The following is a 24,169-nucleotide window of genomic DNA, read 5'->3' on the forward strand; positions in this document are numbered from 1 at the left end:
ATGAACGATCAACCTCGGCTGCAAATGATTCCGGGCCCCGCGGCCCGATTGGCTGTCCATCGCTGGGGCGATGCCGCCGCGCCGGCCGTGCTGATGAGCCATTCCATCCTGGCGTCGAGCCAGATGTGGCAGGCACAGGCGGCGCTGCTGGCCGAGCGCGGCTGGCAGGTGTTGTGCGTGGACACGCGCGGGCACGGCCAATCCAAAGCGCCGCCGCCGCCCTACAGCATGGAAGATCTGGCCGCCGACAACATCAGCGTGCTCGATGCACTGGGCATCGCCAAAGCGCACTATGTCGGCCTGTCGCTGGGTGGCATGACGGGCTTCGGCCTTGGCATCGATCACGCAGAGCGGTTGCTGAGCCTGTGCCTGTGCGATGCCCGCGCCGACAGTCCCACGGCCACACGCGGCATGTGGAATGAACGCATTGCGGCGGCGCGGGCCCATGGCTGCGCGAGCCTGGCGGCCGTGACGCTCGAGCGGTGGTTTGGCCTCCCGTTCATCGCGCAGCACACCGAGCGCGTGGCGCCACTGGAGGCCGCCATCGGCGAGACGGCGATAGAAGGCTTTGTCGGGTGTGCCCAGGCGATCCAGGGCCTCGATGCCCTGCCACGCGTCGGGCAGATCCGGGCACCGACCACCTTCATCGTGGGCGCCAACGACGGGCCGTTCCCGGAAGCCATGCGTGCGTTGCAGGCCCTGGTGCCCGGCGCCAAGCTGGAGGTGATAGCCGATGCCGGCCACCTGCCCAACATCGAACAGCCCGAGGCTTTCAATGCGGCGCTGCTGCGCCACTTCGACAGATAGCCGGCAACCTATGTCCTCATAAACCGTAGGGCGCCAGAGTAGTTGCTCTGGCGCATCCTGGAAATCAAGGACTTACAAGACCTCGTGCCACATGGGGGGCCCTGCCCTGGCCAAAGTTGACGCGATTGGCCTACTTCGCTGACAAAGTTCTTGCGACTTGGCTTGCGGCGCGGAGGCTTGGGTCCACAAAGCAGTTTGGTCCCGTGGCCATCAACCGCGCCTATGGCAACTGGCAGTATTTCGGACGCTACCGAGATGCCTTGCTCCAGAACGCCGTCGAGCTGATCCAACTCTTTCCCCCCCGGAACATCGGCCAAAAACGGCGCCGACATCAAGCTCTGTCTTGACGCAGCAGAAGACATCGGGCGCTTTGGTCACATTGGCACAGTCATCATCATTGGTGGTGACAGCGACTACATGCCTGTTGCGCAGAAGATCAAGGCTGCCGGCCGCACGTTCATCGGCATCGGTAACCGCAAGAACACGAACAAGCACTGGGCCAAGAGTTGCCATGAGTTCCGGTACTACGAAAGCCTCGTCGAGCAGGAGGCATCCGCCGAGACAGGGCCGGACGAAACTCCCGATCCTGTCGCCGAGACCCCGGCCAACCAGGCAGCAGACTTGTTGCGCCGAGCGGTTCACCTGCTCGCTGATTCCAAGGGCGAGCCATGGGTCAACAAAGCGACTGTCTTGCCGATGGTCAAGCGCCTCGACCTCACCTTTGACCCGAAGGACCACGGCCATGCAAGTTTCGCTGAGCTGTTGAAATCCATGGATGCAGTGATCGAACTGAGGAAGGGTGAAACGGATCACAAGATTCGTCTCCGATGTTGGCATCCGACCAGCAGTCGTTCTGGGCGTGCTGGGATGTGGTCGCTGGTTATGAAGCCTCGCCCAACGCCTCCAGCGGTCCGAAGAACTCATAGCGCAGCTGGGCATCCGGAATGCCCAGCGCGCGGCCGCTGGCATACACCGATTGCATGAACGGCTTGGGGCCGAGGAAGTACAGGTCCACATCGCGATCTGGCGGCAGAAGTTCGGCCAGCAACTGCTGGGTCACGAAGCCCACGGCGTGCGGACTGTCCGTGTCGCGCGGCTCGTCGTATACATAGAACGGCTGCACGTTGGTGTGCGCCGCCGCCAGACTTTCGACACGGTCACGGAAGGCGTGGATGCCACCATGTCGAGCCGCATGAATGAAGTGGATCGGTCGACCACCTGCGGCGCTCGCTTCCAGCATGCTCATCGCGGGCGTGATGCCCACGCCGCCTGTGACCAGCACCAGCGGTCGCTGCGTTTTCGTGTCAAGAAGGAAATCGCCGCATGGCGCCTGGGCCTGCACGTCCATGCCCACTTGGAGGTTGTCGTGCAGCCAGTTGGACGCATGGCCGCCGCTTTCGCGCTTGACGCTGATGCGGTACCACGGCTTGCCCGGCGCATCCGACAGCGAGTAGTTGCGCCGCAAGGTTTGCCCATCGATCTCGAGCACGAGCGTCAGGTACTGCCCAGGCGTGAACGTGAGCAGGGGCTGGCCATCGATAGGTTCCAGGTAGAAGGAGGTGATCAGTTCGCTTTCCACCACCTTGCGCGCCAGCCGCAGCGTGCGCGTGCCGCGCCAGCCGCCGGCGCGCGCTGCGTTGGCGGCATACACCTGCTCCTCGGCGTCGATCAGCAGTTGCGCCAGCGTGCCATAGGCTTCGGCCCAGGCCGCAATGATGTCGTCGCTGGCGACTTCGCCCAGCACCTCGCGGATGGCTTTGAGCAGACACGCGCCGACGATGGGGTAGTGCTCGGGAAGCACGCCCAGGGCCGCGTGTTTCTGCACGATGCCCGGCAGGGCCGGCGCAATCGCATCGAGTTGGTCGATGTGCGTAGCGTAGGCCAGCACGGCGCCCGCCAAGGCGCGCGCCTGAGTGCCCTCGGCCTGGTGGGCCTCGTTGAAGAAGGCCTTGACCTCGGGGTGGTCGCGAAACATCAGCGCGTAGAAATGCCGGGTGATGTCTTCGCCCTTCTGTTTGAGCAGCGGCACGGTGGCCTTGATGAGGGCGATGGTCTGAGGCGAGAACTGGGACATGTTTGGGAAACGGTTTGAAGTGGAGAGGCCTCTTCCACTTCAATAAACGTGCCAGTCGGTTTGCACCCGCAAGTGCTTGATTCACATGAGGGTTTTTTCGTATGTGGTTACTATGACCACATTCAGTTGATGTCCGATTGACCACACGTTGTTTCCATGACCACACACGCCACCGCCGAAGACCGGCATTTCAAGTCGCTGCTGGCCGCCGTGCGTGGCCTGGTGGCCTGCGACGCTGCGGTGCTGTTGCGGCTGCAGGAGGACGTCCTGGTGCCCGTCGCGGTCGACGGCCTCACAGACGAAGCCCTGGGCCGGCGCTTCCAGGTCTCGGCGCACCCGCGCCTGGCGCAACTGCTGGGCAGCACGCAGGGCCTGCGGTTCGCGGCGGACTGTGGCTTGCCCGACCCCTACGACGGCCTGGTGGCCGGGCAGCGCGAACTGCTGGCGGTGCACGACTGCATGGGCGCGCCGCTGCGCCATGCCGGTCAGTTGTGGGGGCTGGTGACGCTGGACGCGCTCAACCCGCAATCCTTCGACGCCGTGGCCAGGCCACAGGTGCTGGCCATCGTGTCCCTGCTGGAAGCCGGCATCGAAGCGAGCGAGGCCTTGCACGCACTCCACGAGCGCGCCGCGCACGAACAGGCCCTGGCGCGCGAGCGGCACGCGGGTGTGGCGGCGCCGCGCGAGCTGGTGGGCAAGAGCGCGGCGATGCAGCAGCTCAAGCGCGAGATCGACACCGTGGCCACATCCGACCTCACGGTGCTCATCCTCGGTGAGACCGGCGTCGGCAAGGAACTGGTGGCGCAGCGCCTGCATGTGCGCTCGTCGCGCGCCGACCAGGCGCTGGTGCAGATCAACTGCGCCGCGCTGCCCGAGAGCCTGGCCGATAGCGAACTGTTCGGTCACAAGAAAGGTGCCTTCACCGGCGCTGTGCAGGACCGCGTGGGCAAGTTCGAGCTAGCCGATGGCGGCACGCTGTTCCTGGACGAGGTGGGCGAGCTGCCGCTGTCGGTACAGGCCAAACTGCTGCGCGTGCTGCAGAGCGGCGAATTGCAGCGCCCCGGCAGTGACAGGCAACTGAGCGTGGACGTGCGCGTGCTGGCGGCCACCAACCGCGACCTGCGTGGCGAGGTCGCGGCCGGGCGCTTTCGCGCCGACCTCTACCACCGCCTCTCGGTCTATCCGTTGCAGGTGCCGCCGCTGCGCGAGCGGGGCCGTGATGTGCTGGCCCTGGCCGGTGGATTCCTGGAAGAAAACCAGCACCGGCTGGGCGCGCGCAACCTGCGCCTGACGCCCGAAGCCAGCGCCGCGCTGCTCGCCCACAACTGGCCCGGCAACGTGCGCGAACTGGAACACTTGCTCAGCCGCGCGGCGTTGCGCGCGCTGTCCGAACAAGGCCGCGGTGGGCGCTGGATCGGCATCGGGCCGCGTGACTTGGCGCTGAAGGCGGTCGGCGGGCCATTGGCGATGGCGGACATCGAGAACCCCCTGGGCGACGGCCTCGGCCTGCGAGAAGCCACCGAGGCCTTCCAGCGCCGCTGGGTCGAGGCTGCACTGGCTCGCCATTCCGGCTCCCTGGCACGCGCCGCGCAAGAGGCCAGCATGGATCGCAGCAACTTTCACCGAATGGTGCGCCGCATGGGTCTGGTGCCAGGTCGCGGCTGAGCCATTCGTAGGGCGCCAGAGTAGCTGCTCTGGCGCTCTCGAAAAATCATGGACTTACAAGCTCGTGTGCCACAGGGATGAACCGGGTGTCGCCAGATTTGATGCAACTGGCCTATTTCTCTGCCAGAGTTGTTGCAGCCGGGGATGCGCTGAGTTCGAACAGGCGAATCTGGTGGGGAACACTCAACTCGCGCAGTGCGATCGCGACACGCTGCGAATTTGGTGTCTGCGCCGCATACAGCGTCGTCGTCTGCGGTTCGCTCATGCGTCCTCGAAGCGATCGAAGTTGGCAAACTCGTGCACCTCGCGGCGGGGCATGGACATGCAGTTAACTGGCTCATCGCGATCCGGATACCCCAGCGACATACCGCACACCGTCAGCTCGTGCTCCTTGAAAGACAGGTGCTGTGCGATGACGGGATGGAACCGCGCGAAGGACACCTGGGGACATGTGCCCAGTCCGCGCGCGCATGCGGCAATCATCACGTTCTGGACCAGCAGGCCGAGGTCGAGCCAGCTGTGTGGTGCCAGGCGCCGGTCTATGGTGAAAAACAGGCCGACCGGTGCACCAAAAAACCCAAAGTTCTTTTCGGTCTGCCGCATGCGGTTGGGCATGTCGGCGACGTCCACACCAAGTGCCTTGTAGTAAATCGCGCCGAAATCCCGCTGACGCTGGGCGTACTCGTTGGGCAGCGGGTCGGGGAAGTGGGGCGAGGGCGGCAGCTTGTTCTCGCGATAAGCGGCCAGCAACGCGGCCCCCAGCGTCGCCAACGGCTCGCCGGCGATGGCGTGCACTTGCCAGGGCTGGGTGTTGGAGTTGCTCGGGGCGGTGGCGGCGACATTGAGGATCTCTTCCAGCACCGCACGCGGCACCCGGTCTGGCTTGAAGGCGCGCAGGCTGCGGCGCGACCGCAGTACGCCATCGACCACACGCGTTGTGGTCCCAATGTCGAACTGCGTCATGACCGCTCCTCGACCCGAGATTCGGTTGGCGGCGGGTGGTAGGCGATGCGCCCGGCGGGTAGGTAGAAGAGCGCGATGACTGCACCGCCCCGGGCCTCGGGATAGTGGTGGCTGCCAGGGCCCGGTGCGGTCCAGCCGCCTTCGCACCAGCCGTTGGGACCGGCCAGCGCGGCGCCGGGATTGAGCGGGATCACCATGTTCAGCTCGCCATAGGGGTGCGCGTGGTACTGCCCGCGAAAGGTGTCACCAGGATTGCCCTGGGTATTGCCCGTGCTGTCCATGTACACGGTGGTGATGCTGAACCAGTGCGTGCGTTCCGAAGGCTCCACGAGACGGCTGCGGCGGTAGTGCGGGCCGGTGATCTCGACGTTGGCGGCCCAGCCGTCACGCACACCGGCCTTCACCAGGCGCGCGAGGTTGTCGTACACCTCGCTGCCTGGGCCATGGGTCTGGTTCAGCCAGCGTTCGACGTCCGTGCCCGCCGTCATGTCCTTCACGTCGCCGAGAAAGGCGATGCTGCGCTCAATCAATTCTTCCCGGTCACTGATGCGTTGCTCTTGCATGGTCACTCCTCTGATTTGAAGCCGGACGCCCGAACCACCGGGCTCCATTTGTCTCGTTCCGTCTGGATATAGCGTTCGTAGGCCTTGGGCGTGAGCGTGAACAGTTCGAGCCCGACCTCTTCGAAGCCAGCCACCAGGGCGGGATCCCGGGTGGATGCCAGCACTTCGTCGTGCAGTGTCTTCACCACGCCCTCGGGTGTGCCGGGTGGTGCAAAGATGCCGTAGGACTCGACGCCGGTGATCGCGCCGAAGCCCTGTTCCGGAAAAGTCGGCACGCCGGGGATGAAGCGCGAGCGCTTGTCACCGCTCACGGCCAGGATGCGCAGCTTGCCGCTCTGCAGGTAGGGCAGGAAGTCGGCGACGAAGCCCAGGTAGGCCGGAATTTGGGCACCCAGGAGGTCGTTCATGGCAGGCGCAGAGCCGCGGTAGCCCACGTGCTGCAGCTTGAGCTTGGCCGCCTCGGAGAATTGGAAGCCGAGGAAGTGCGCCATGGACCCGGCGGCCGGCGACGCGTACATGGCGTTGGAGGGCGACTGCTGAACCCACTTCACATAGTCGGCGAGGGTCTTGACCGAAGCCGGCACCGCGCTGCTGACCGCCAGGGCACAGGTCGCAGAGACCACCGGTGTGATGGGCACGAAATCGGCCACCGCGTCGTACATGAGCTTGGTGTAGACGTGTGGGTAGATGCTCAAGGCCGAGGTGTGCGTGCACAGCAGCGTGTTGCCGTCTGCGCGCTCGCGTTTGAGTTGCGAGTTGGCCAGACGGCCTGCGGCGCCCGAGCGGTTGTCCACCATGGTGATGGTGCCTTGCTTGCGCCATGCTTCTGCCACACGCCGCGCTGTCTGGTCCAGGGTGCCGCCGGCGGGGTAGCCCACGATGATGCGTCGGGGCGACCCTGAGGCTTGCGCCCAGGTCGTAATCGGCAATGCCGAGGTGGTCAGAGTGGCGAGACTGAGGGCGCCAAAGCGCCGGCGTGAGAGTGTTTTCATGTGGGGCTCCGCGAGGTTTCAGGGGGGTGGCTTCACAATGATCGTCATCCCTCGTCGTCAACGGAATCGCTCGTTCTGCAAGAGCAAAATGCACACCTTGCAACATGAAAGGGGCGCGCGATGAGCATCGGACGCATCGACCTGAACCTGATCAAGGTGTTCGATGCGGTATATGAAGACCGCAACCTGCTGCGCGCGGGCAAGCGCCTCAACCTGAGCCAGTCGGCGGTCAGCCATGCGCTCACGCGGTTGCGCGAGGTGGTGGGGGACGAGTTGTTCGTGCGCACGGCCAAGGGGATGGTGCCCACGGCCAGAGCGGCCGCCATGGCCGACGGTCTGCGCGATTCGCTGCGCCGGATCGAGGCCACGCTGGGTGTGGAGCCGTTTGATCCGGCCAATTCGATCCGCCGCTTTTCTATAGCTGCCAATGACCATTTGACGGCGGTGATGGTGGCGGAGCTGAGCCGGCTCATGGGGGTGGAGGCACCCGGCATCGACCTCGTGGTCCGCCCATCGACGCGCCTCGATCTCGCCGAGCAGATCGACGTCGGAAAGATCGATATCGCGGTGGGCATCTTCGCGCAGGTGCCGTCTCGCCTGAGCTCGCGCACGCTGATGACGCAGGGTGAGCTGATCGTGATGCGCAAGGGGCACCCGGCTTCACGCCGCAAGCTGGCGCTTCGCGACCTTGCGCGTTACCCCTTGGTGACGGTGTCGGTGGGTGGCCAGGAAGAGGGTGCTGTCGGCGGCTTCATCCTGGAGCGTGGCCTGGCCAGGCAGGCCGAAATGTTTGACCGCCATGCGCTCGAAGAGGCTTTGTCGGCCGAAGGTTTGTCGCCTCGATATCGCACGACTGTTCCCCACTCGCTGGCAATTCCCGCCCTGCTTCACGGCTCTGACATGCTGTCCATCATGCCGTCGTCGCTGGCTCGCAACCTGGCAGCCGCCGGTGATTTGCTGATGCGTGAGCCGCCCTATCCGTCAGCCTTGTCCACTTTTCGCGCGGTCTGGCACAGCCGCAATGACCACGACCCCGCGCATGTGTGGTTACAGGACTGCGTGGCGCGGGTGGCGGAGCGGGTGGCTTAGCCGTTCAGGGCTTTGAGAGGTTATGCACGTGATGGTGACAGCCACCCGCGACATTGCAGCCGGACCGTCGGGTCCACTCTGAAGCCAGGATGATGGTGCACATGTCCACTCTCTGAAAGCTGGGATCCTTGAATGCCAGGACATCGTCATTGAAGGTTCCGAACGTGCTCGTCGGGCGGTGTTTCATGCCCTCATAAAAGGCGTCGATGATCCCGTGTGCGAAGTTCGGCTCTCGAGGGTAGGCGGCGACGACGGCCTCGCGCTGAACTTCGGAGAACTGGTCGTAGCCGCGGCCCGCCACGTCCATGCCGGCGCCTGCCTGCACCAACGCGATCTCCGGGCGCATGAATTGCGGAATGCCGGGCGTGGTGTGCAAGGCAACCGCATTCCAGACGGTTTCAATATCGCTGTCTGATACGCCGTGGCCCCGAAGGAAATCACGCGCGGCATTCGCACCATCCACCTCAAAGCGCAACTGGCTGTCTTGGTAACGTGCGGTGAGACCGATGTCATGAAACATGGAAGCCGCGTAGAGCAGCTCGGGGTCAAACTTCAAACCTGTCCGGCTCCCCGTCAACGCGCCCCAGCAGTACACCCGGATGGAGTGGTGAAAGAGCAGATCGCTCTCGGTGTCGCGGATGAACTGGGTCATCTCCCGTGTGAGTTGGCTGTCGGGTATGACCACCCCGGGTACTTGTGCATGCATCATGGTTTGCTCCTGCATTGAATGAACGACCTGCGCAGCTGATCCGATATGCGCCCGCATCCGAAGATGGGGTTCGCAACGGGAGAGAGGATCACACCGTGACAGCCTGCGGTGTGTTGCGAAAAGCGATGGCCATGCGGTTGTAGGTGTTCATCAGACCCACCGCGAGGGTCAGATCAACCAGCTCGAGTTCGCTGAACACGGCGGACGCGGCATCAAAATCGCTGTTGGGCACGCCGGTCTCCGTCACACGGGTCACCGATTCCGCCCATGCCAGTGCTGCGCGCTCATGTTCATCAAACAAAGCGCCCGCCTCTCTCCAGGCTTGCAGCAACGCGATCTTTTCGATCGACTGCCCCTTTTTTAGCAGGTCACGCGTGTGCATGTCCAGGCAGTAGGCGCAGTTGTTGATCTGTGACACGCGCAGATAAACCAGATCGACAAGAACCGGCGAAAGGCTGCACTGCGAGATGTACCCATAGACACCGCCCAATGCCTTGATGCCGGCTGGCGCTGTCTTGTTGTAGTTGATGCGATGGCTCATGGTCAGAATCCTGATGGTCGGTTCATTGAACGGGAGTGGTGAGTGCGGTGTCGTCGGTGTCCACCACGAACACAGCCAACAGCTTGGCCGGCTGGGTCTTGCTGGCATTCCTGCTGACCGGGTGTCGCGCGCCAGGAGGTTCATAAAAGCTCTGACCCGCACGCAGAATCTGTTTGGGACCTTCATTCACCTGGGACTCGATCGCGCCCGAGATCACGTAGCCGTGGATGAATGCCGACTTCGCGTGCACGTGGGAGGGGGATGCGGCCCCAGGTGCGTAGTCGACGACCACGGCAACCAGCGATTTGCCGGGGATGTTCGATATCTCTTGTCGCATCGAAGGGGTGACCTTCTCTCCCAAGCCATGTGCATTTGCAAGGGGGGTCGCCAGCGAGCCGATGGCGGCGGCGGCGAGTGCGATGGTGGAACGCCAAGACGTTTTCATGAAGTGTTCCTTAAACAAGTGGATAAACGCGGCGTGTCGTGAGCGATTCGTCGGTGGAGCCTGGAGTGCGATCCGATGGCTTGCGCTGCGTCACGCGATGGTTGAATCGACAGAAGTTCAGCCCGGAAAGCCGAGGATCTGTGCGAACTCGGTCAAGCCCGCTCGGGGCATGCGTGCTTGATTCACCGGGGCCTGTGGGTCGCCATATCCCATGGACATACCAAAGGCAGTGATCTCCTCGGATGGCATCTGCAGATAGGGCGCAATCTGATCGTGGTATTGCGCGAACGCGACCTGTGGGCAGGTGTCGACGCCCCGTGCTCTTGCCGCGATCATCACCGTTTGTGCGAAGAGGCCGAGGTCGATCCAGCTGTGTGGATTCAATCGGCGGTCAATGCTGAAGATGAGACCGACCGGGGCGCCGAAGAAAGAAAAGTTGCGTTCGGTCTGTTGCGTGCGCGCGGCGGCGTCGGTTCGTTCAATGCCGAGCGATGCGTAGTACCGAGCGCCGAAGTCCTGCAACCTGGCTCGGAACAGATCGGGCAACGGTTCGGGGAAGTGAACCGGTGCGGGAGCGGTGCCCGCGCGGAACGCAGAGACCACTGCGTCTGTCAGTCCCGCCTTCACCTGGCCGCTCACCACGTACACGCGCCAGGGTTGTATGTTGGCGCCGCTGGGGGCACAGGCGGCATCGGTCAGTATCTGCTCCACGACTTCACGAGGAAGAGGTTCCTGCTTGAATGAGCGAACCGCTCGGCGCGAACGCACGACTGAGGAAACGCAGTTGGCGATGGTCTCCTGGGAACACTCAGGCATTGTCTTGCCCACCAAGTGCTGTTTCTGTGTGGGGTGATGAACACTGCCACCAGAAAGGTGCAACGCTGCAGACTCGTCAAGGAATGACTTGCAATGTTTGATCAGGAAATCTCTGTCATTGGTTGGGGTGAAAGCCATCGTGATCTCTCGTCTGCGAAATGGAGGATGTGATCTTGGTGGAGGTCTCACCGGAATGGAACTGATGAGTTTGCAGTTGCATGTTGCAAGCCATTCAAGTGAGCGCTTTTTCAGGTACTTGTCCGAATGCGCACCCCACTGGCAGATGCTGGCCAGCGACGAAGAGCGTGGCTGTCTCCGATCCGGAGGCTCGGCGCATCCGGTCCCATGACTCCCTCGCTTGTTGTGTATGCGGCGGTACGCAAGCTCCTCGCTGCCAACACCTTTTGTGCTCAGGTGGTGCAGCGCAGTCGGTGGAGCGATTACCCGTGCCAGTGCGAGCAGCGGATCAGGCTGCAAAAGTTGCCGCGATGGAAATGCGGTTCCTTGTCGGCGATGACATCTGCCTTGACGTTGCCGAAGGTCGTGGCGGGCTTGTGCTTGATGCCCTCGTAGAACGCCTGGATGATGTCTTCCTTGAACAGGGGGGTGCGCGGAAATGCGCGCGTCACCGCGTTGCGTTCGGTTTCCGAGTATTCGCCGTAGGTGAGTCCCAGCACGTCCATCTCCACGCCAGCGGTGACCAGCGCGACGACAGGGTGCATGTGCTGTGGCACGCCGGGCGTTGTATGGAGCGCGATGGCGGTCCATACGGTGTAGGCGTCCGCCTCAGGGATGCCATGGCTGCGCAGGAAGTCGCGGGCGGCATGTGCGCCATCGACCTCGAAGCGCTCCTCTTTGCTGCTGTGGCTGGGCATCAGGCCGATGTCGTGAAACATCGCACCCGCGTAGAGCAGTTCGCGATCGAATTTCAAGCCGCGTTTCACTCCGGCCAGCGCGCCGAAGTGGTAAACGCGACTTGAATGGTTGAAGAGCAACTCGGTTTCGTTGTCGCGGATGAATTCCGTGATGGCTTTCGCCAGTGTGGAGTCGGGAATGGCCGCCTCTTGGATCAGTGACATGTGTGTTCCTTTGCTGAGTGGAGGCTGGAAGGATAAGATCGCTGTCTCTGTCTAAAAGCAGCGTGAGACGTCAATTTCAGACATTTCAAGACCGAGAGAGCCTTGGATGAGCAAGCAGTTGAAAACCATCGTCGTGTTGGCATTGCCGGGCGTGCAGCTGCTGGATGTATCTGGTCCGCTGGACGTCTTCGCCGAAGCGAACACGCAGGCCGGACGGGAGGTGTACCGACTGGTCGTTGCAGCCGCAGGGCGTGGGCCCATCCGCAGTTCATCCGGCGTGCGGTTGATGCCGGACTGGACCATCAATCGCGACACCAACGAGCCCATCGACACCCTTCTCGTTGCCGGCTGCCCTGACAAAGTCGACACCCCGGAGTCACCGGGGGTGGTGGCTTGGCTCAGGCACTGTGTTCCGAGCACAAGGCGCTTCGGCTCCGTCTGCAGCGGCGCTTTCGTCCTGGCGGCGGCAGGCCTGCTGAGCGGAAAGCGGATCACCACACACTGGGCGGTTGCCGAGCAACTGGCCCAGCGATTCCCCGACGTGGTGGTCGAAGCAGATGCGATTCATGTGCGCGACGGGCGGCTGCGCACGGCGGCCGGCGTGACCGCAGGTCTGGATTTGGCGCTTTCGTTGGTCGAGGAGGATCTCGGGCACGACATCGCGGTCAAGGTCGCCAGCCAGCTGGTCATGTTCTTCAAACGACCTGGGGGCCAGATGCAGTTCAGCCGGCAAGGGGTCGCAGCGCCAGCTGGCCGTGCTGCGTTACAGGATCTCCAGCGTTGGGTCGCCGCTCACCCAGGGCTCGATCACAGTGTTGCGAGCCTCGCCGAACGCATGAACATGAGCCCACGGCACCTCTCACGGCTTTTTCGAAGCGCGGTGGGAATGACGCCCGGGACGTGGGTAGAAGAAGTGCGCGTGGGCACCGCGCGTCGCCTGCTGGAGGAAGGTCACTTCGCGCCTAAACAGGTCGCCGCTCAGTGCGGTTTTGCCGATGCTGATGTTCTGCGGAGAGCGTTCGTGCGGCAAGTGGGCGTGACACCTGCGGAATACCGCAAGCGCTTCGCCATGGTTCAGAGGTGATCGACCTTGGGAGCATCGCGTCGGGTGAGCCACTTCACCCCAGCCGCTGCACCGTCAACGCCGCCAACCAATTCATGAACACCTGAGCCCGCATGGGCAGATGGCGGCGGTGTGGGTACACCAGAGAAACGGGCATGGACGGCGGCCGCCAGGTGGGCAGCACTTCAACCAGGCGGCCTGCCGCCAGGTGTTCGCGCACACCCACTTCGGGCACCTGGATGATGCCCAGCCCAGCCAGCGCCGCGCCTTCGTAGGCGATGGTGCCGTTGACCGTGAGCGCGCCCGGGATGGCCACCGTGTGCAGAGTGCCCTGCGCATCGGCATGCTCGAACCCGGCGGAGCGCGCGCCCAGGCTCGGCACGTAGTGCACCAACCGGTGGTGGGCCAGGTCGTCCAGTGAGTGGGGTATGCCGTGTGCCACCAGATACGCCGGGCTGGCGCAGTTGACCATGAGGTATTCGCCGAGCGGACGCGCGATCAGACTGGAGTCGGTGAGCTTGCCCACGCGCAGCACACAGTCAAAACCTTCGGCGACCAGATCGACCCGGCGGTCGACGCAGGAGAGTTCGATGTCCAGCAAGGGATGTTCGGCCAGAAAGGCGGGCAGGGCGGGCAGCACCACGTCGCGCGCAATGGGCTGTGGCATGTCTACACGCAGGCGGCCGCGCAACTGCGCCGGATTGGCACGGAACAGCCCGCGCAGGTCGTCCAGGTCGGCCAGCAGATCTTGTGCGCGTTCAAACACCACCTGTCCGTCCTGCGTCATCTGCACGCGGCGGGTGGTCCGGTGCAGCAGGCGCACGCCCAGTTCCGTTTCCAACTGGCGCACTGCTGCCGACACGCTGGCCCTGGGCAAACCCAGCTGGTCGGCGGCCAAGGTGAAGCTGCTCAGCTCGGCCACGCGCACGAACACCTTCATGGCCTCGGGCAAGTTCATGTTCATGGGATTGATTGGTCTGTTTTGCTGGATAGTTTGATCAGATTCTGACGGTTTATTTGACTTGAGCCGATCAATAGACTGCTTCTGTCCTTCAAACCAACCCTCAGGAGCCCCTCATGAACCGCAAGATCGCCCTCATCACCGGCGCCAGCCGTGGCCTTGGCCGCAGCGCCGCCTTGAAACTCGCCGCCCAAGGCACCGACCTCATCGTCACCTGGCACAGCCAGTCCACCGAAGCCGAAGGCGTGGTGCAGGAAGCGCAGGCGCTGGGTGCGCGCGCGGTGGCCTTGCAGCTCAACGTGGACGACAGCGCCAGCTTTGCCGCGTTTGCCACCGCGGTGCGCGAAGCCCTGCGCACCCATTGGCAGCGCGAGCGTTTTGACTACCTGCTCAACAACGCTGGCGTGGGCTTGCACGCGAACTTTGTCGACACCACCGAGGCGCAGTTCGACCAGATGTTTCGCATCCACCTCAAAGGCCCGTTTTTGCTGACGCAGGCGCTGCTGCCGCTGATGCAGGACGGCGGGCGCATCCTCAACGTCTCGTCGGGCCTGGCGCGTTTTTCAATGGCAGGCTACTCGGCTTATGCGGCCATGAAGGGCGGCATTGAAGTGCTCACGCGCTATCTGGCGCTGGAGCTGGGGCACCGCCGCATCGCGGTGAACACCATCGCCCCCGGCGCCATCGCCACGGACTTCGGCGGCGGCACGGTGCGCGACAACGCGCAGGTCAACAGCTTCATCGCCTCACAGACCGCGCTGGGCCGGGTGGGCGAGGCCGACGACATCGGCAATGTGATGTGCGCGCTGCTCTCCGACGACATGGGCTGGGTCAATGGGCAACGCGTGGAGGTGTCCGGTGGTATTCATCTGTGACACGAAGACACAGCGCGGGAGCGGGGTTCAATGTGGGCTGTCGGCGTACCCAGCCTCATCGATCTCGAACGCTCTCCCGCAGTGCGGGCAGATGATCTCGTGCATGTTTCAAGTCCCCTAGACCATGCCGCCTGAGATCCAATACTCGCGATCTCATCTGCTGACGGTGATTCGCATCATGCAAACGAATGCGCTGCGCGGCATTCTTGCCGAGTTTGGAATTGCATTGCCAGTAGGGCACAACCAGCTGCTCAAGTCGATCCATGGCGAGTTGGCCAAGGCACAACAAGATGAGCAACTGCCTACAGACCTGGTTGTCAGCGTGCAGGAGCAACTCAAACGCATTGATGCCTTGGTTGCTGACATTGACCACATTGGCCAACGGCTGCGGGCAATGATCTGCGAAGATCGACAGATGCAGGCGATCCAGCAGATCCCCGGCATCGGAGACTTAACGGCCTCCGCTCTGGTAGCAGCCGTGGGCAACTTCTCGACGTTCAAGTCTGCGCGCCAATTTGCATCGTGGGTTGGCTTGACACCACGGCAGGTGGGCACCGGGGGCAAGACCCAGCAACTGGGCATCTCCAAGCGTGGCGACACCTACTTGCGCACCCTGTTGATCGCGGGGGCCAGAGCCGTGATTGCCAGGGCGGAGAGATCGGGTTGGATCACACGGCTGCTGGAGAGGCGCCACTACAACGTGGCGGTGGTCGCGTTAGCCAACAAGATTGCGCGCACAGCGTGGGCAGTCCTGGTCAAATGGCATCCGCTTGAACAAGCAAGCACCTGATCAACGAACGCTTGAGCATCAAACCGGCAAGCGACTGACCAGAACCGCTTTGAAGGAGAACCTGCAAGAAGCGAAGTGATGGGATGAAGGTCAAACCGGGTTGGAGACATTCCGATGAACCGCCAGTACCTTGAGTACAGCCCGGAGGTAGGAGCTCCAACCGCGAACAGCCATCATGGGCAGCAGCATCGACTGCAAAAACAGCCCGAAAGTAAGGCAGCAAACCTTTCAGACGATCACGACGCGGAAAACTTGTTCTCCTCGGGCGGACCATGTAGGCGGTTCAGAAAAGTCTCGCCCTCTAAGACTCAGGATCTGCAATCGATGGCTTGCTTCGTGAGGCCACCTTCTGAATTTGCTGTCGGACCCAGCGACGCAGCGGGTCTGCGTCAGTACGTTCGTGCCAGATTTGCTTCACCTCAACCCAAGGCAGGTCGATGGGCAACGGATGGATCTGAAGGTCGGGGTCGCGTTGTGCCGCTTCTTCCGCCACGGAGCGTAAGCAGGTCAAGAGAAAGGCCGTGTCCCGGACCAAGCGTGTCGGGGCCAGGAAGCTGGAGAGACCCGCAGCGACGCGCCGACGCAGGCCCCGCGCCTCCAGTGCTCGGTCGACCCGCCCATGGAGATCTCCCGTGAGCGTGGTCAGAAGGTGCTCGCACGCCAGAAACTCGTTCAAGCCCAGCTGGCCATTCAGCCGGGGGTTGTGGCGCGAGGCGAGCACCACAAAGTCCTCGCTGAACAGGCGTTGCTGGCGCAGCGTGTCGGGCAGTTCGTCGAAGAAACCCGCAATGGCGAGATCACAACTGCCTTTTTCCAACTCCTCGCGCGGCAACTGCCCGCGCGTGTTGTGCGTGATCAGGGTCACCCCAGGCGCCTGCGCGCGCAGCCTTGGCAGGAGCCCCGGCAGCAGAGACTGCTCGAGATAGTCGGTGGTGAAAATGTGCAAGCGCTCTTGGCGCGCGAGGAAATCGCTGCCTTCGCTGCGGTGATAGAAGGCCTCAATGTCGCCCACCAACGCCTGCACCTGCGGCGCGAGTTCATGTGCTCGCGGTGTCGGCGTTAGGCCGCGCGGCGCGCGGACGAATAGCGGGTCGCCCATCTCATGGCGCAGCTTGGCCAACTTGTGGCTCAGGGCGGGCTGACTCAGCGCCAGGCGTTCGGCCGCGCGCGACGCGTTGCGCTCTTGATAGACGACATGGAAGACCCGCAGCAAGTTGAGGTCCTTGTTGTCGATATTCATTTATTGAATCTCACGTATCGAATCTTTCGACTTTTCGAATCATAGGAGAGTCCCGATCATCGTGCTCAACCGTTTTCAACCATGGCCTTCGGGCCTCGAAAGGATGAGTGATGAAGAAGATCTTGATGGTGCTGACGTCCCATGACCAGTTGGGCAACACCGGTCACAAAACCGGCTTCTGGCTGGAGGAGTTCGCCGCGCCCTACTACCTGTTCAAAGACGCCGGCGCGCAGGTCATGCTGGTTTCCCCGTTGGGAGGCCAGCCACCGATGGACCCCAAGAGCCATGCACCCGATGCGCAGACCGACGCAACGCGCCGGTTCAACGCAGACGCACAGGCCCAGGCCGCCTTGTCCAACACCCTGCCTCTGGGTCAGGTGAGTGCACAGGACTTCGACGCCGTGTTCTACCCCGGCGGCCATGGGCCGTTGTGGGACTTGGCGGAAGACGCCCGGTCCATCGCACTGATTGAAAGCTTCCTGCGGCAGGACAAGCCGGTGGCGGCCGTGTGCCATGCGCCCGCCGTGTTGCGGCACGTAAAGGCCCCCGACGGACAACCCGCCGTGCGCGGCCGAAAAGTCACCGGCTTCAGCAACAGTGAGGAAGCTGCGGCACAGCTCACCGACGTGGTGCCTTTCTCGCTGGAAGACATGCTGACAGGCCATGGCGGCGACTACAGCCGAACCGCTGATTGGCAGAGCCATGTGGTGGTGGCCGGACGGCTGATCACCGGGCAGAACCCGGCCTCTTCGGAAGCCACGGCCGAAGCCTTGCTCGCGCAGCTGTGAAGCCTGCAGAGACGTCTCGACACCTCAGTTCCATTCCCATGAAACCACTTCACAACCTGATGCCCGCTGCGGCGCTTGCACTGGCTGCGCTGATCGCCTTCCCGACGACCTCCCACGCTGCCGACCCGTTGCCCCTTGAGCGGTGGCGCAGCTACCAGGGCGTGAGCTGGGAGGTGCCTGCTGCCGGGCAAGTCGCTGCGCCGTTTGCGCAGTCGGTCAACGCACCCATCGCGGGCTTGCACTTCGATGCCCAGGGCGGTGCCTACGTCAGCACGCCGCGCCTGCTTTCGCGCGCCGCGCCGGCCACACTCAGCAGGCTCGACACCACGGCAGAGGGCGGGCCGGCGAGGCTCACGGCCTTTCCGTCCCTACAGGGCAACGATGTCTCGGCCCCGCCCCATCAGGCGCTGCGCAATGTGCTCGGCTTCCATGTGGACCGCCGCAACGGCTGGCTCTGGGCGCTGGACATGGGTTTCGTGGCAGGTGAGGCGGAGTCTCCGGCCGGCGCCCAGAAGGTGATGGTGCTCGACCTCGTCTCGGGCAAACTCGTCAAGACCATTGCGATGGACGGCGTGGCCGATCGTGCGGGTAGTTTTCTCAACGACATCGCGGTCGACGAGCGCCGGCGCGTGGCCTATGTGTCCGACAGCGGTTTTCGCAGCGCGCCCCGCAACAAGGTCGGCCTGATCGTGGTGGACTACGCTGCCGGCACGGCCCGGCGCGTGCTGGACGGGCATGCCAGCCTGCAGGTCGAGCCTGGCGTCAAAGTCTTGTCCGGCGGCAGCGAGGTCTGGCCGGGCAACCCTTTGCTGATCGGCGTCAATGGCATCGCCCTTTCACCCGATGGGAAGACCCTGTACTGGACGGTCACCACCGCCACGCAAGCCTGGTCGGTCCCGACCGCCGTGCTGCGTCGGGCGGGCGCGGGCGACGGTGACATTGCACGAGCCGTCAGGAGCCTGGGCGCTGTCGGTGGCAACACCGACGGCATCGTCACCGACACGGCGGGCCAGCTCTACATCACGGATGTCACCCGGGGCGGCATCGTGCGCTACGACCCCAAAACGCAGAGCATGGCCTTGATCGCAACGAACGACTCGGTGCATTGGCCCGACACGCCGGCCTTCCATCCTGGTGGGGACCTGATCTTCACCGCCAGCTCACTCAATCAGCACTTCGCAGGTCAGGTCAAGGCCGGCGAGGAGCGGTATGAGCTGTGGCGGCTTCGAACGGGCGTCCAGAAGTCGGCGCGCCGCTGATCCCGCTGGGGGCTGTCTCCTGCGGTGTACCGCAGGAGACAGCTTTGCGCTTTTCGCATCGGGCAATTTGCCCTTTTCTGCTACATTCCATACAGGATATATGATGTAAAAAGTAAGGTGCGGAGATGGCTGAACTGGGCCGAGTGGAAAAGCAGAACCTTTCCCAGCGTGTGTACGTTGAGATTCGCAATGCATTGATGAACGGGCAGTACGCGCCGGGCTCAAGGCTGCGGATCGCCGAACTCTCCGAAGCGCTGGGCACCAGCATCACCCCGGTGCGGGAAGCCATCTTCCGTCTGGCCAGCGAGCAGGCACTGGATGTGACCGCAGCCACTTCCATCGCGGTCCCCGAATTGGACCTGGAGACCGTGCGCGAGATCCAGCTCATGCGAGGCCTGCTCGAAGGTGCTGCAGCAGCCCAGGCCGCCCGGCAGATCACCCGCAAGGAGATCGAGCACCTGGAAAAAATCCAGGAGCAGTTCATCAAGGCCTCGGCCACCAACCCGAAGGACGCCGCCAGGCGCAACCGGGACTTTCATTTCGAGTTGATGGCCGCAGCCCGGCTGCCCAGCCTGTCGGCCGTTGTCGAAACCATGTGGGTGCGCATGGGTCCACTGCTCAACACCTTTCACGCCAAGGTGCCCAAGCGCAACATCTTCAACAGCAACCACCCGCACTACAAGGTGCTGGAAGGCCTGAAGGCGGGCGATCCGGAGATGGCGTCCAAGGCCATCCAAGAAGACATCCGATGGGGTGAGCGGGTGTTGACCGAGTGGATGAACGGGCGCTCGGTCGAAGAGATCTACGCCTAGTTCGCGACACTCAGCCGGTGTGGCCAGTCGTGAAACCCACCAGCAGTTTGATTTGCGTCGTGACCATGTGCACGCCCTTGTGGATGCGCTGCCCATTCTCGGACGCTCTCTGCAACAAGGGTGTGATGTCGGGCTGCATCACGACCTCGGCCACGACCGTGTCCTGACGCAGTGTCGACGGGTCGAATGGCAGCGGGTCGTCGGGGTGCAGACCCAGTGAGGTGCCGTTGACGGCGATGTCATAGGCCTCCACGCGCTGCGGATTCAGCTCGATGTCCAGACCCGGAAAATGGCGCGAGAGTTGCTCGGCCAGTTCACGCCCTTTGTCCAGAGATCGGTTCTGGATGCCTATGCGGCGCACTTGCGATCCGGCCAGTTCAAAAGCGATGGCGGTGGCCACGCCACCCGCGCCCGCGAGCAGGACGGACGTGCCGGCCAGAGGGATGCCCCGGTCCTGGAGGCCTTGCACAAAGCCCCGGCCGTCGTACATGCGGCCCGCCAGCGTGCCGTCCGCGTTCTTGCGCACCGCGTTGCAGACACACATCACCTCCGCCAGCCCTTCCAGCGTGTCGCAGTGCCGACAAACTTCCTGCTTGTGCGGAATGGTGATGACGAAGCCCGGGATGCTCTCGATCTGCCGGATGGCTTCGATGGCCGCGGGCAGACCGGAGGGCGACACTTTCCAGGGCACCATCACGGCGTTGATGCCGTGCTCGCTGCAGTACTGGTTGAAGAATCCGGGCGTGCGCACGTGCTCGCTCGGGTAGGCCAGCAAGGGCACCACGGCGGTTCGGCCATTGATGGCGGGCGTCGGTGGGAGGTTCAAGATCGGCTCCGATGCGGGGTCAGGCGATGCCGAATCCGCCATCCACGGGCATGACGATGCCGGTGACGTAAGCGGCCTCGGCCGACAGCAGGAAGCCCACCACGCGGGCCACGTCCGCCGGCTGCCCCCAGCGCCCCAACGGAATGCGGCCCAGGATCGCCGCGCTGCGCTCCGGATTGTGAATCGCGCCAGAGGCCAGGCGGGTGTCGATCCAGCCCGGTGCAATGGCGTTGACCCGGATGCCGTCCGCGGCGAAGGCCACAGCATGGGAACGGGTGAGGGAGGTCACGCCGCCTTTGCTGGCCGAGTACGCCGGGTTGCGGGCCGAACCGAACTGGCTCCACATGGACGCAACGTTCACCACTGCACCCCGGGCTGCCCTGAGTCCGGGCAGGGCCGCTAGCGTCATGCGATTGACTGCGTTGAGGTTGATCTCCACCACCTTGCCGAAGCCATCGGGCGTGAGCTCCTTCTGGTCGTGCAGGATGATGCCGGCCCCATTGACCAGCCCGTCAACGTGAGGGAGCTTGTCAAACAGAGCCGCAATCGAGGCGGCGTCGGTCACGTCCAGGCGGGTGAATTCGATGTTGCCGGGCAGGGTGGGCTCGGTGTCCAGACCGGCGCAGACCACGCGCCAGCCCTTGGCTTGCAGCTCCTGGGCGCAGGCCAACCCGATACCCGTGCCCCCGCCTGTCACCACCGCCACCTTTTGCCGTTGAGTCATGAGAGTGTCTCCTTGTTGATAGAGGACGCATGATATATCATGCATCTAAAGCTCAACAACCCATTTTTGGAGACAACCATGAAAAATTTGAAGGATTCAGGACTTTTTGTGCAACGGTGTCTGATCGACGGCATCTGGCAGGATGCGTTGAGTCAGAGGGTGCGGGAGGTTGTGAACCCGGCCACCGCAGAGCGCGTGGGCACGGTGCCCAACATGGGCGAGGCGGAAACGCGCATGGCGATCCAGGCTGCCACCCGGGCCTTCCCGGCTTGGGCCGCACGCAGCGCCAAGGAGCGCGCCGCGTTGTTGCGCCGCTGGTACGAATTGATGATGGAAGCCCAGGACGATCTGGCGCGCATCATGACCATCGAGCAAGGCAAGCCGCTGTCCGAGGCGCGCGGCGAGATCGCGTATGGCGCCAGCTTCATCGAGTGGTTTGCCGAGCAGGGGCGCCGCAACAACGGCGACGTGATCCCGGCGCCGCAGTCCGACAAGCGCATCGTGGTTTTGCGCCAGCCCATTGGCGTGTGCGCGGCGATCACGCCCTGGAACTTCCCCAACGCGATGCTCACGCGCAAGCTCGCCCCCGCGCTGGCCGCCGGCTGCACCATGGTCGTCAAACCTGCTACCCAGACCCCGTTCTCGGCCCTCGCAATCGGCGTGCTCGCCGAGCGCGCGGGCATACCGCGCGGTGTCATCAACGTCGTGACTGGGGATGCGGCTGAGATCGCGAAGGAGCTCACCGGCAACCCGATGGTGCGCAAACTCAGTTTCACGGGTTCGACCGAGATCGGGCGCGTGCTCATGCGCCAATGTGCCGAACACATCAAGAAGGTCTCGCTGGAGCTCGGCGGCAATGCGCCATTCATCGTGTTCGAAGACGCGGATGTGGATGCCGCCGTGAAGGGCGCGATGATCGCCAAGTTCCGCAACAACGGACAAACCTGTGTGTGCGCCAACCGCATCTATGTGCAGCGTGCGGTGTATGACGAGTTCGCCCACAAGCTCGCACACAGCGTGCGAGCGATGAAGATGGGCAATGGTCTGGAGCCTGAAGTTATCGTCGGTCCCATGATCGATGGCAAGGCGCTTCTCAAGATGGAGGAGCACATTGAGGATGCGCTGGCCCAAGGCGCCGAGTTGGTGACGGGTGGGCGTCGCAGCGAGGGCAACTTCTTCGAACCCACGGTCATGGTCGGCGTGACGCAGCAGATGCTGGTCACGCGCGAAGAAACCTTCGGGCCGTTGGCGGCGCTGATTGCCTTCGACAGCGAGGACGAGGTGATACAGATGGCCAACGACACCGAGTACGGGCTGGCGTCCTACGTGTACACGCGTGACCTGTCGCGCAGTTGGCGGGTGTCGGAGAGCCTGGAGTACGGCATGGTCGGCGTCAACACGGGTCTGATCTCCACCGCCGAAGCCCCTTTCGGTGGCGTGAAGCAGTCAGGCCTGGGCCGCGAAGGGTCGCAATATGGCATGGATGACTACACCGAGCTGAAATATGTCTGCGTCGGTCTCGACTGAGCGCGTCGACGCAACCGACGAAGGGTGCTGGCACTGGCGCATGCCGGTGCGCATCCGCTGGTCGGACCTTGATGCCCTTGGGCACGTGCACCACCTTGCCTACTTGCGGTGGTGCGAGGACGCGCGCAACGAACATGCCGTGGCCATCGGCTTGCCGGTGCCCGGCACGGGGTTTCGTTCGCAGGTCGTCGTGGCAATGGCTTGTGATTTCAAGAAGCCGCTGGACCGCGCCACCAACCCCGTGGTCCATCTGCGGGTGATCCGCGTGGGCAAGGCCAGCCTGGAGGCACGGTTCAGCATCGCGTTCGGCGTGGTGGAGCACTTCTGCGCGCGCGTCACCACCGTGATGTGCAGTGACGAGAGCGGTGCGTCTTCGCCATGGACGGTTGAGGAACGGGAGCAGCTCAAGGCGGAGCCGCTCCCTGCCTGACAGCGCTCAGCGCGTGCGTTCGGCTTCTACCGAGCGGATGGCCAATGCGATGCGCTCGGCGCTCAGTGCCGTGGGGAAATTGCGCACGTGTGGCGCTGTCATCGTGAGCCGCGAAATCGTCTCGATCTCCTCATCGGTGGCGGCACGCGCCAGACCAAGTTCACCCAGGTCCTGGGGCAGGCCGATGCGCGAATAGAAGCCCCGCAGTTCGGCCATGAACGTCGGCTCGCGTTCTTCCAGCGTGAGTTGCACCAGCAGGCCATAGGCCACCTGAAGGCCATGCAAGGAAGTCGCGGTGCCCGCGATCGCGGACAAGCCGCGCGTCATGGCATGAGACACCGACAGACCACCGTTCTCGAAGCACAGCCCGCTCAACAGGACGGTGGCCTCCACCAGCGACTCCAGATGGACATCGGGCGTGCCTCGTTGAACGGCTTGAATCGCCGACTCGGCGTGTTCGCGCACGCTGCGGTAGCTCAGATCGGCCAGCGCCAGCGCTGCCTGCGTACCTAGCCCGCCATAGATGTTCAAACCACCTGCCGCGGCGCAACGCTCGACCTCGAACTTCTTGGACAGCGCATCGCCGATCCCCGCGAGCAGCAGCTTGACCGGCGCGGCGGCGATCAGGTCGGTATCAACGACCACAGCAGCAGGGTTGTGAGTCATGTGCTCCACCGACAGCAAGCGGTGCTGTTCGTCATACAGCACAAAGATCTTGCTGGTGGGCGCGTCGTTGGAGGCCACCGTGGGAACAGTGACGACATGGGCGCCCAAGACTTTGGCGACAGCCTTGCCCACATCGATGCCCTTGCCGCCACCGGCCGCGATCACGACACCGGGCTTGTCCTGTGCGAGTTGCCCCGCCAGCCGCTGCACCTCAGCGGGCGTGATGTCTCCGGAGAACTCACAGGTGCTCAGCCGCACGCCCGCAGCTTTGCATGAGGCCGCAACGCGATCACCTACCAGGTCGAGCACAAAACGGTCGGAAATCAGCGCAGCTGAGGGGGCGAGCGAGGCGACTTGAGCACCCAGCTGATGGATGGCGCCAGGGCCCTGCAGGTAGCGAAGTGGGGCGCCGAAAACACGCAATAGAGGTGAGGACTCGGGAGTGTTGGACATGTTGTCTCCTGT

General features: G+C 63.6%; 26 protein-coding genes and 1 pseudogene. 12 read left to right on the forward strand and 15 right to left on the reverse strand.

Features of this window, described 5'->3' with window-relative positions; genetic code table 11:
- Both ASE11_RS02565 and ASE11_RS25135 read left to right on the forward strand, forming a co-directional pair.
- Entirely contained in the window at positions 1-807 is an 807-nt protein-coding gene (locus ASE11_RS02565; RefSeq protein WP_056265388.1) for an alpha/beta fold hydrolase, read from the forward strand.
- A gap of 360 nt (positions 808-1,167) precedes the next feature.
- Complete coding sequence (locus ASE11_RS25135) at positions 1,168-1,791, forward strand: NYN domain-containing protein (RefSeq protein ID WP_235501172.1); 624 nt, start codon at positions 1,168-1,170, stop codon at positions 1,789-1,791.
- On the opposite strand, the gene hmpA is transcribed toward ASE11_RS25135, so the two are convergent.
- Positions 1,688-2,881, reverse strand: a complete 1,194-nt coding sequence (hmpA, locus tag ASE11_RS02570; RefSeq protein WP_056265390.1) for an NO-inducible flavohemoprotein — start codon at positions 2,879-2,881, stop codon at positions 1,688-1,690. The genes ASE11_RS25135 and hmpA overlap by 104 nt on opposite strands.
- Before the next feature lie 156 nt (positions 2,882-3,037).
- Here hmpA and norR point away from each other — a divergent pair, with 156 nt between their 5' ends.
- Entirely contained in the window at positions 3,038-4,546 is a 1,509-nt protein-coding gene (gene norR / locus ASE11_RS02575) for a nitric oxide reductase transcriptional regulator NorR (RefSeq protein ID WP_056265393.1), read from the forward strand.
- 112 nt (positions 4,547-4,658) lie between these two features.
- Here norR and ASE11_RS25675 read toward each other — a convergent pair whose 3' ends face one another.
- Genes ASE11_RS25675 through ASE11_RS02590 form a run of 4 tightly spaced genes read right to left on the reverse strand, consistent with a single transcriptional unit; the run spans position 4,659 to position 7,064 of the window.
- On the reverse strand, positions 4,659-4,811 hold the full coding sequence (locus tag ASE11_RS25675; protein WP_156406203.1) for a hypothetical protein: 153 nt from the start codon (positions 4,809-4,811) through the stop codon (positions 4,659-4,661).
- The gene (locus ASE11_RS02580; protein ID WP_056265396.1) at positions 4,808-5,509 is read right to left on the reverse strand and encodes a nitroreductase; all 702 of its coding nucleotides are present in this window, start codon (positions 5,507-5,509) and stop codon (positions 4,808-4,810) included. The genes ASE11_RS25675 and ASE11_RS02580 overlap by 4 nt, the downstream gene beginning before the upstream one ends.
- Complete coding sequence (locus tag ASE11_RS02585) at positions 5,506-6,072, reverse strand: DUF4863 family protein (RefSeq protein WP_056265399.1); 567 nt, start codon at positions 6,070-6,072, stop codon at positions 5,506-5,508. Before ASE11_RS02585 ends, ASE11_RS02580 begins: the two co-directional genes overlap by 4 nt.
- A gap of 2 nt (positions 6,073-6,074) precedes the next feature.
- The gene (locus tag ASE11_RS02590; protein ID WP_056265402.1) at positions 6,075-7,064 is read right to left on the reverse strand and encodes a tripartite tricarboxylate transporter substrate-binding protein; all 990 of its coding nucleotides are present in this window, start codon (positions 7,062-7,064) and stop codon (positions 6,075-6,077) included.
- A gap of 120 nt (positions 7,065-7,184) precedes the next feature.
- Between ASE11_RS02590 and ASE11_RS02595 the strand changes: the two genes are divergently transcribed.
- Positions 7,185-8,153 (forward strand): LysR substrate-binding domain-containing protein, encoded by a 969-nt coding sequence (locus ASE11_RS02595; protein WP_056265405.1) that lies wholly within the window; start codon positions 7,185-7,187, stop codon positions 8,151-8,153.
- Positions 8,154-8,157: 4 nt separating this feature from the next.
- On the opposite strand, the gene ASE11_RS02600 is transcribed toward ASE11_RS02595, so the two are convergent.
- The 5 genes from ASE11_RS02600 to ASE11_RS02620 all read right to left on the reverse strand — a co-directional run bounded on the left by ASE11_RS02600 (position 8,158) and on the right by ASE11_RS02620 (position 11,743).
- Positions 8,158-8,859: an HD domain-containing protein gene (locus ASE11_RS02600; protein ID WP_056265690.1), complete on the reverse strand. Its 702-nt coding sequence runs from the start codon at positions 8,857-8,859 to the stop codon at positions 8,158-8,160.
- A gap of 91 nt (positions 8,860-8,950) precedes the next feature.
- On the reverse strand, positions 8,951-9,403 hold the full coding sequence (locus ASE11_RS02605; protein ID WP_056265408.1) for a carboxymuconolactone decarboxylase family protein: 453 nt from the start codon (positions 9,401-9,403) through the stop codon (positions 8,951-8,953).
- Between the two features lie 22 nt (positions 9,404-9,425).
- On the reverse strand, positions 9,426-9,848 hold the full coding sequence (locus ASE11_RS02610) for a cupin domain-containing protein (protein WP_056265411.1): 423 nt from the start codon (positions 9,846-9,848) through the stop codon (positions 9,426-9,428).
- A gap of 117 nt (positions 9,849-9,965) precedes the next feature.
- Entirely contained in the window at positions 9,966-10,802 is an 837-nt protein-coding gene (locus ASE11_RS02615) for a nitroreductase (RefSeq protein WP_235501163.1), read from the reverse strand.
- Positions 10,803-11,104: 302 nt separating this feature from the next.
- The gene (locus ASE11_RS02620) at positions 11,105-11,743 is read right to left on the reverse strand and encodes an HD domain-containing protein (protein ID WP_056265417.1); all 639 of its coding nucleotides are present in this window, start codon (positions 11,741-11,743) and stop codon (positions 11,105-11,107) included.
- A 106-nt stretch (positions 11,744-11,849) separates the two neighbouring features.
- On the opposite strand from ASE11_RS02620, the gene ASE11_RS02625 reads away from it, so the two are divergent.
- Complete coding sequence (locus ASE11_RS02625) at positions 11,850-12,827, forward strand: GlxA family transcriptional regulator (protein WP_056265420.1); 978 nt, start codon at positions 11,850-11,852, stop codon at positions 12,825-12,827.
- A gap of 34 nt (positions 12,828-12,861) precedes the next feature.
- On the opposite strand, the gene ASE11_RS02630 is transcribed toward ASE11_RS02625, so the two are convergent.
- A complete protein-coding gene (locus tag ASE11_RS02630) occupies positions 12,862-13,770 on the reverse strand; it encodes a LysR family transcriptional regulator (protein ID WP_414842420.1) in 909 nt (302 codons plus the stop codon).
- A gap of 113 nt (positions 13,771-13,883) precedes the next feature.
- Here ASE11_RS02630 and ASE11_RS02635 point away from each other — a divergent pair, with 113 nt between their 5' ends.
- Both ASE11_RS02635 and ASE11_RS02640 read left to right on the forward strand, forming a co-directional pair.
- Positions 13,884-14,642, forward strand: a complete 759-nt coding sequence (locus ASE11_RS02635) for an SDR family NAD(P)-dependent oxidoreductase (RefSeq protein ID WP_056265423.1) — start codon at positions 13,884-13,886, stop codon at positions 14,640-14,642.
- 160 nt (positions 14,643-14,802) lie between these two features.
- Positions 14,803-15,432: pseudogene (locus tag ASE11_RS02640) on the forward strand (IS110 family transposase); the annotation flags it as partial.
- A 301-nt stretch (positions 15,433-15,733) separates the two neighbouring features.
- On the opposite strand, the gene ASE11_RS02645 reads toward ASE11_RS02640, so the two are convergent.
- Complete coding sequence (locus ASE11_RS02645) at positions 15,734-16,672, reverse strand: LysR family transcriptional regulator (RefSeq protein ID WP_056265425.1); 939 nt, start codon at positions 16,670-16,672, stop codon at positions 15,734-15,736.
- Positions 16,673-16,782: 110 nt separating this feature from the next.
- Between ASE11_RS02645 and ASE11_RS02650 the strand changes: the two genes are divergently transcribed.
- The 3 genes from ASE11_RS02650 to ASE11_RS02660 all read left to right on the forward strand — a co-directional run bounded on the left by ASE11_RS02650 (position 16,783) and on the right by ASE11_RS02660 (position 19,531).
- Positions 16,783-17,460, forward strand: coding sequence for a type 1 glutamine amidotransferase domain-containing protein (locus ASE11_RS02650; RefSeq protein ID WP_056265428.1), 678 nt, complete (start codon positions 16,783-16,785; stop codon positions 17,458-17,460).
- 38 nt (positions 17,461-17,498) lie between these two features.
- Positions 17,499-18,719 (forward strand): L-dopachrome tautomerase-related protein, encoded by a 1,221-nt coding sequence (locus ASE11_RS02655; protein WP_056265430.1) that lies wholly within the window; start codon positions 17,499-17,501, stop codon positions 18,717-18,719.
- Positions 18,720-18,844: 125 nt separating this feature from the next.
- Positions 18,845-19,531, forward strand: coding sequence for a GntR family transcriptional regulator (locus ASE11_RS02660; protein WP_056265433.1), 687 nt, complete (start codon positions 18,845-18,847; stop codon positions 19,529-19,531).
- Positions 19,532-19,541: 10 nt separating this feature from the next.
- On the opposite strand, the gene ASE11_RS02665 is transcribed toward ASE11_RS02660, so the two are convergent.
- Both ASE11_RS02665 and ASE11_RS02670 read right to left on the reverse strand, forming a co-directional pair.
- Complete coding sequence (locus ASE11_RS02665; RefSeq protein ID WP_235501165.1) at positions 19,542-20,357, reverse strand: shikimate dehydrogenase family protein; 816 nt, start codon at positions 20,355-20,357, stop codon at positions 19,542-19,544.
- 19 nt (positions 20,358-20,376) lie between these two features.
- Positions 20,377-21,081: an SDR family NAD(P)-dependent oxidoreductase gene (locus ASE11_RS02670; protein WP_056265436.1), complete on the reverse strand. Its 705-nt coding sequence runs from the start codon at positions 21,079-21,081 to the stop codon at positions 20,377-20,379.
- 78 nt (positions 21,082-21,159) lie between these two features.
- Here ASE11_RS02670 and ASE11_RS02675 point away from each other — a divergent pair, with 78 nt between their 5' ends.
- A complete protein-coding gene (locus ASE11_RS02675; protein ID WP_056265440.1) occupies positions 21,160-22,608 on the forward strand; it encodes an NAD-dependent succinate-semialdehyde dehydrogenase in 1,449 nt (482 codons plus the stop codon).
- A gap of 40 nt (positions 22,609-22,648) precedes the next feature.
- Entirely contained in the window at positions 22,649-23,038 is a 390-nt protein-coding gene (locus ASE11_RS02680; protein WP_056265444.1) for an acyl-CoA thioesterase, read from the forward strand.
- 6 nt (positions 23,039-23,044) lie between these two features.
- Here ASE11_RS02680 and ASE11_RS02685 read toward each other — a convergent pair whose 3' ends face one another.
- The gene (locus ASE11_RS02685) at positions 23,045-24,157 is read right to left on the reverse strand and encodes a glycerol dehydrogenase (RefSeq protein WP_056265447.1); all 1,113 of its coding nucleotides are present in this window, start codon (positions 24,155-24,157) and stop codon (positions 23,045-23,047) included.
- Positions 24,158-24,169 lie beyond the last annotated feature (12 nt).

Source organism: Hydrogenophaga sp. Root209 (assembly GCF_001428625.1).
GTDB lineage: Bacteria > Pseudomonadota > Gammaproteobacteria > Burkholderiales > Burkholderiaceae_C > Hydrogenophaga.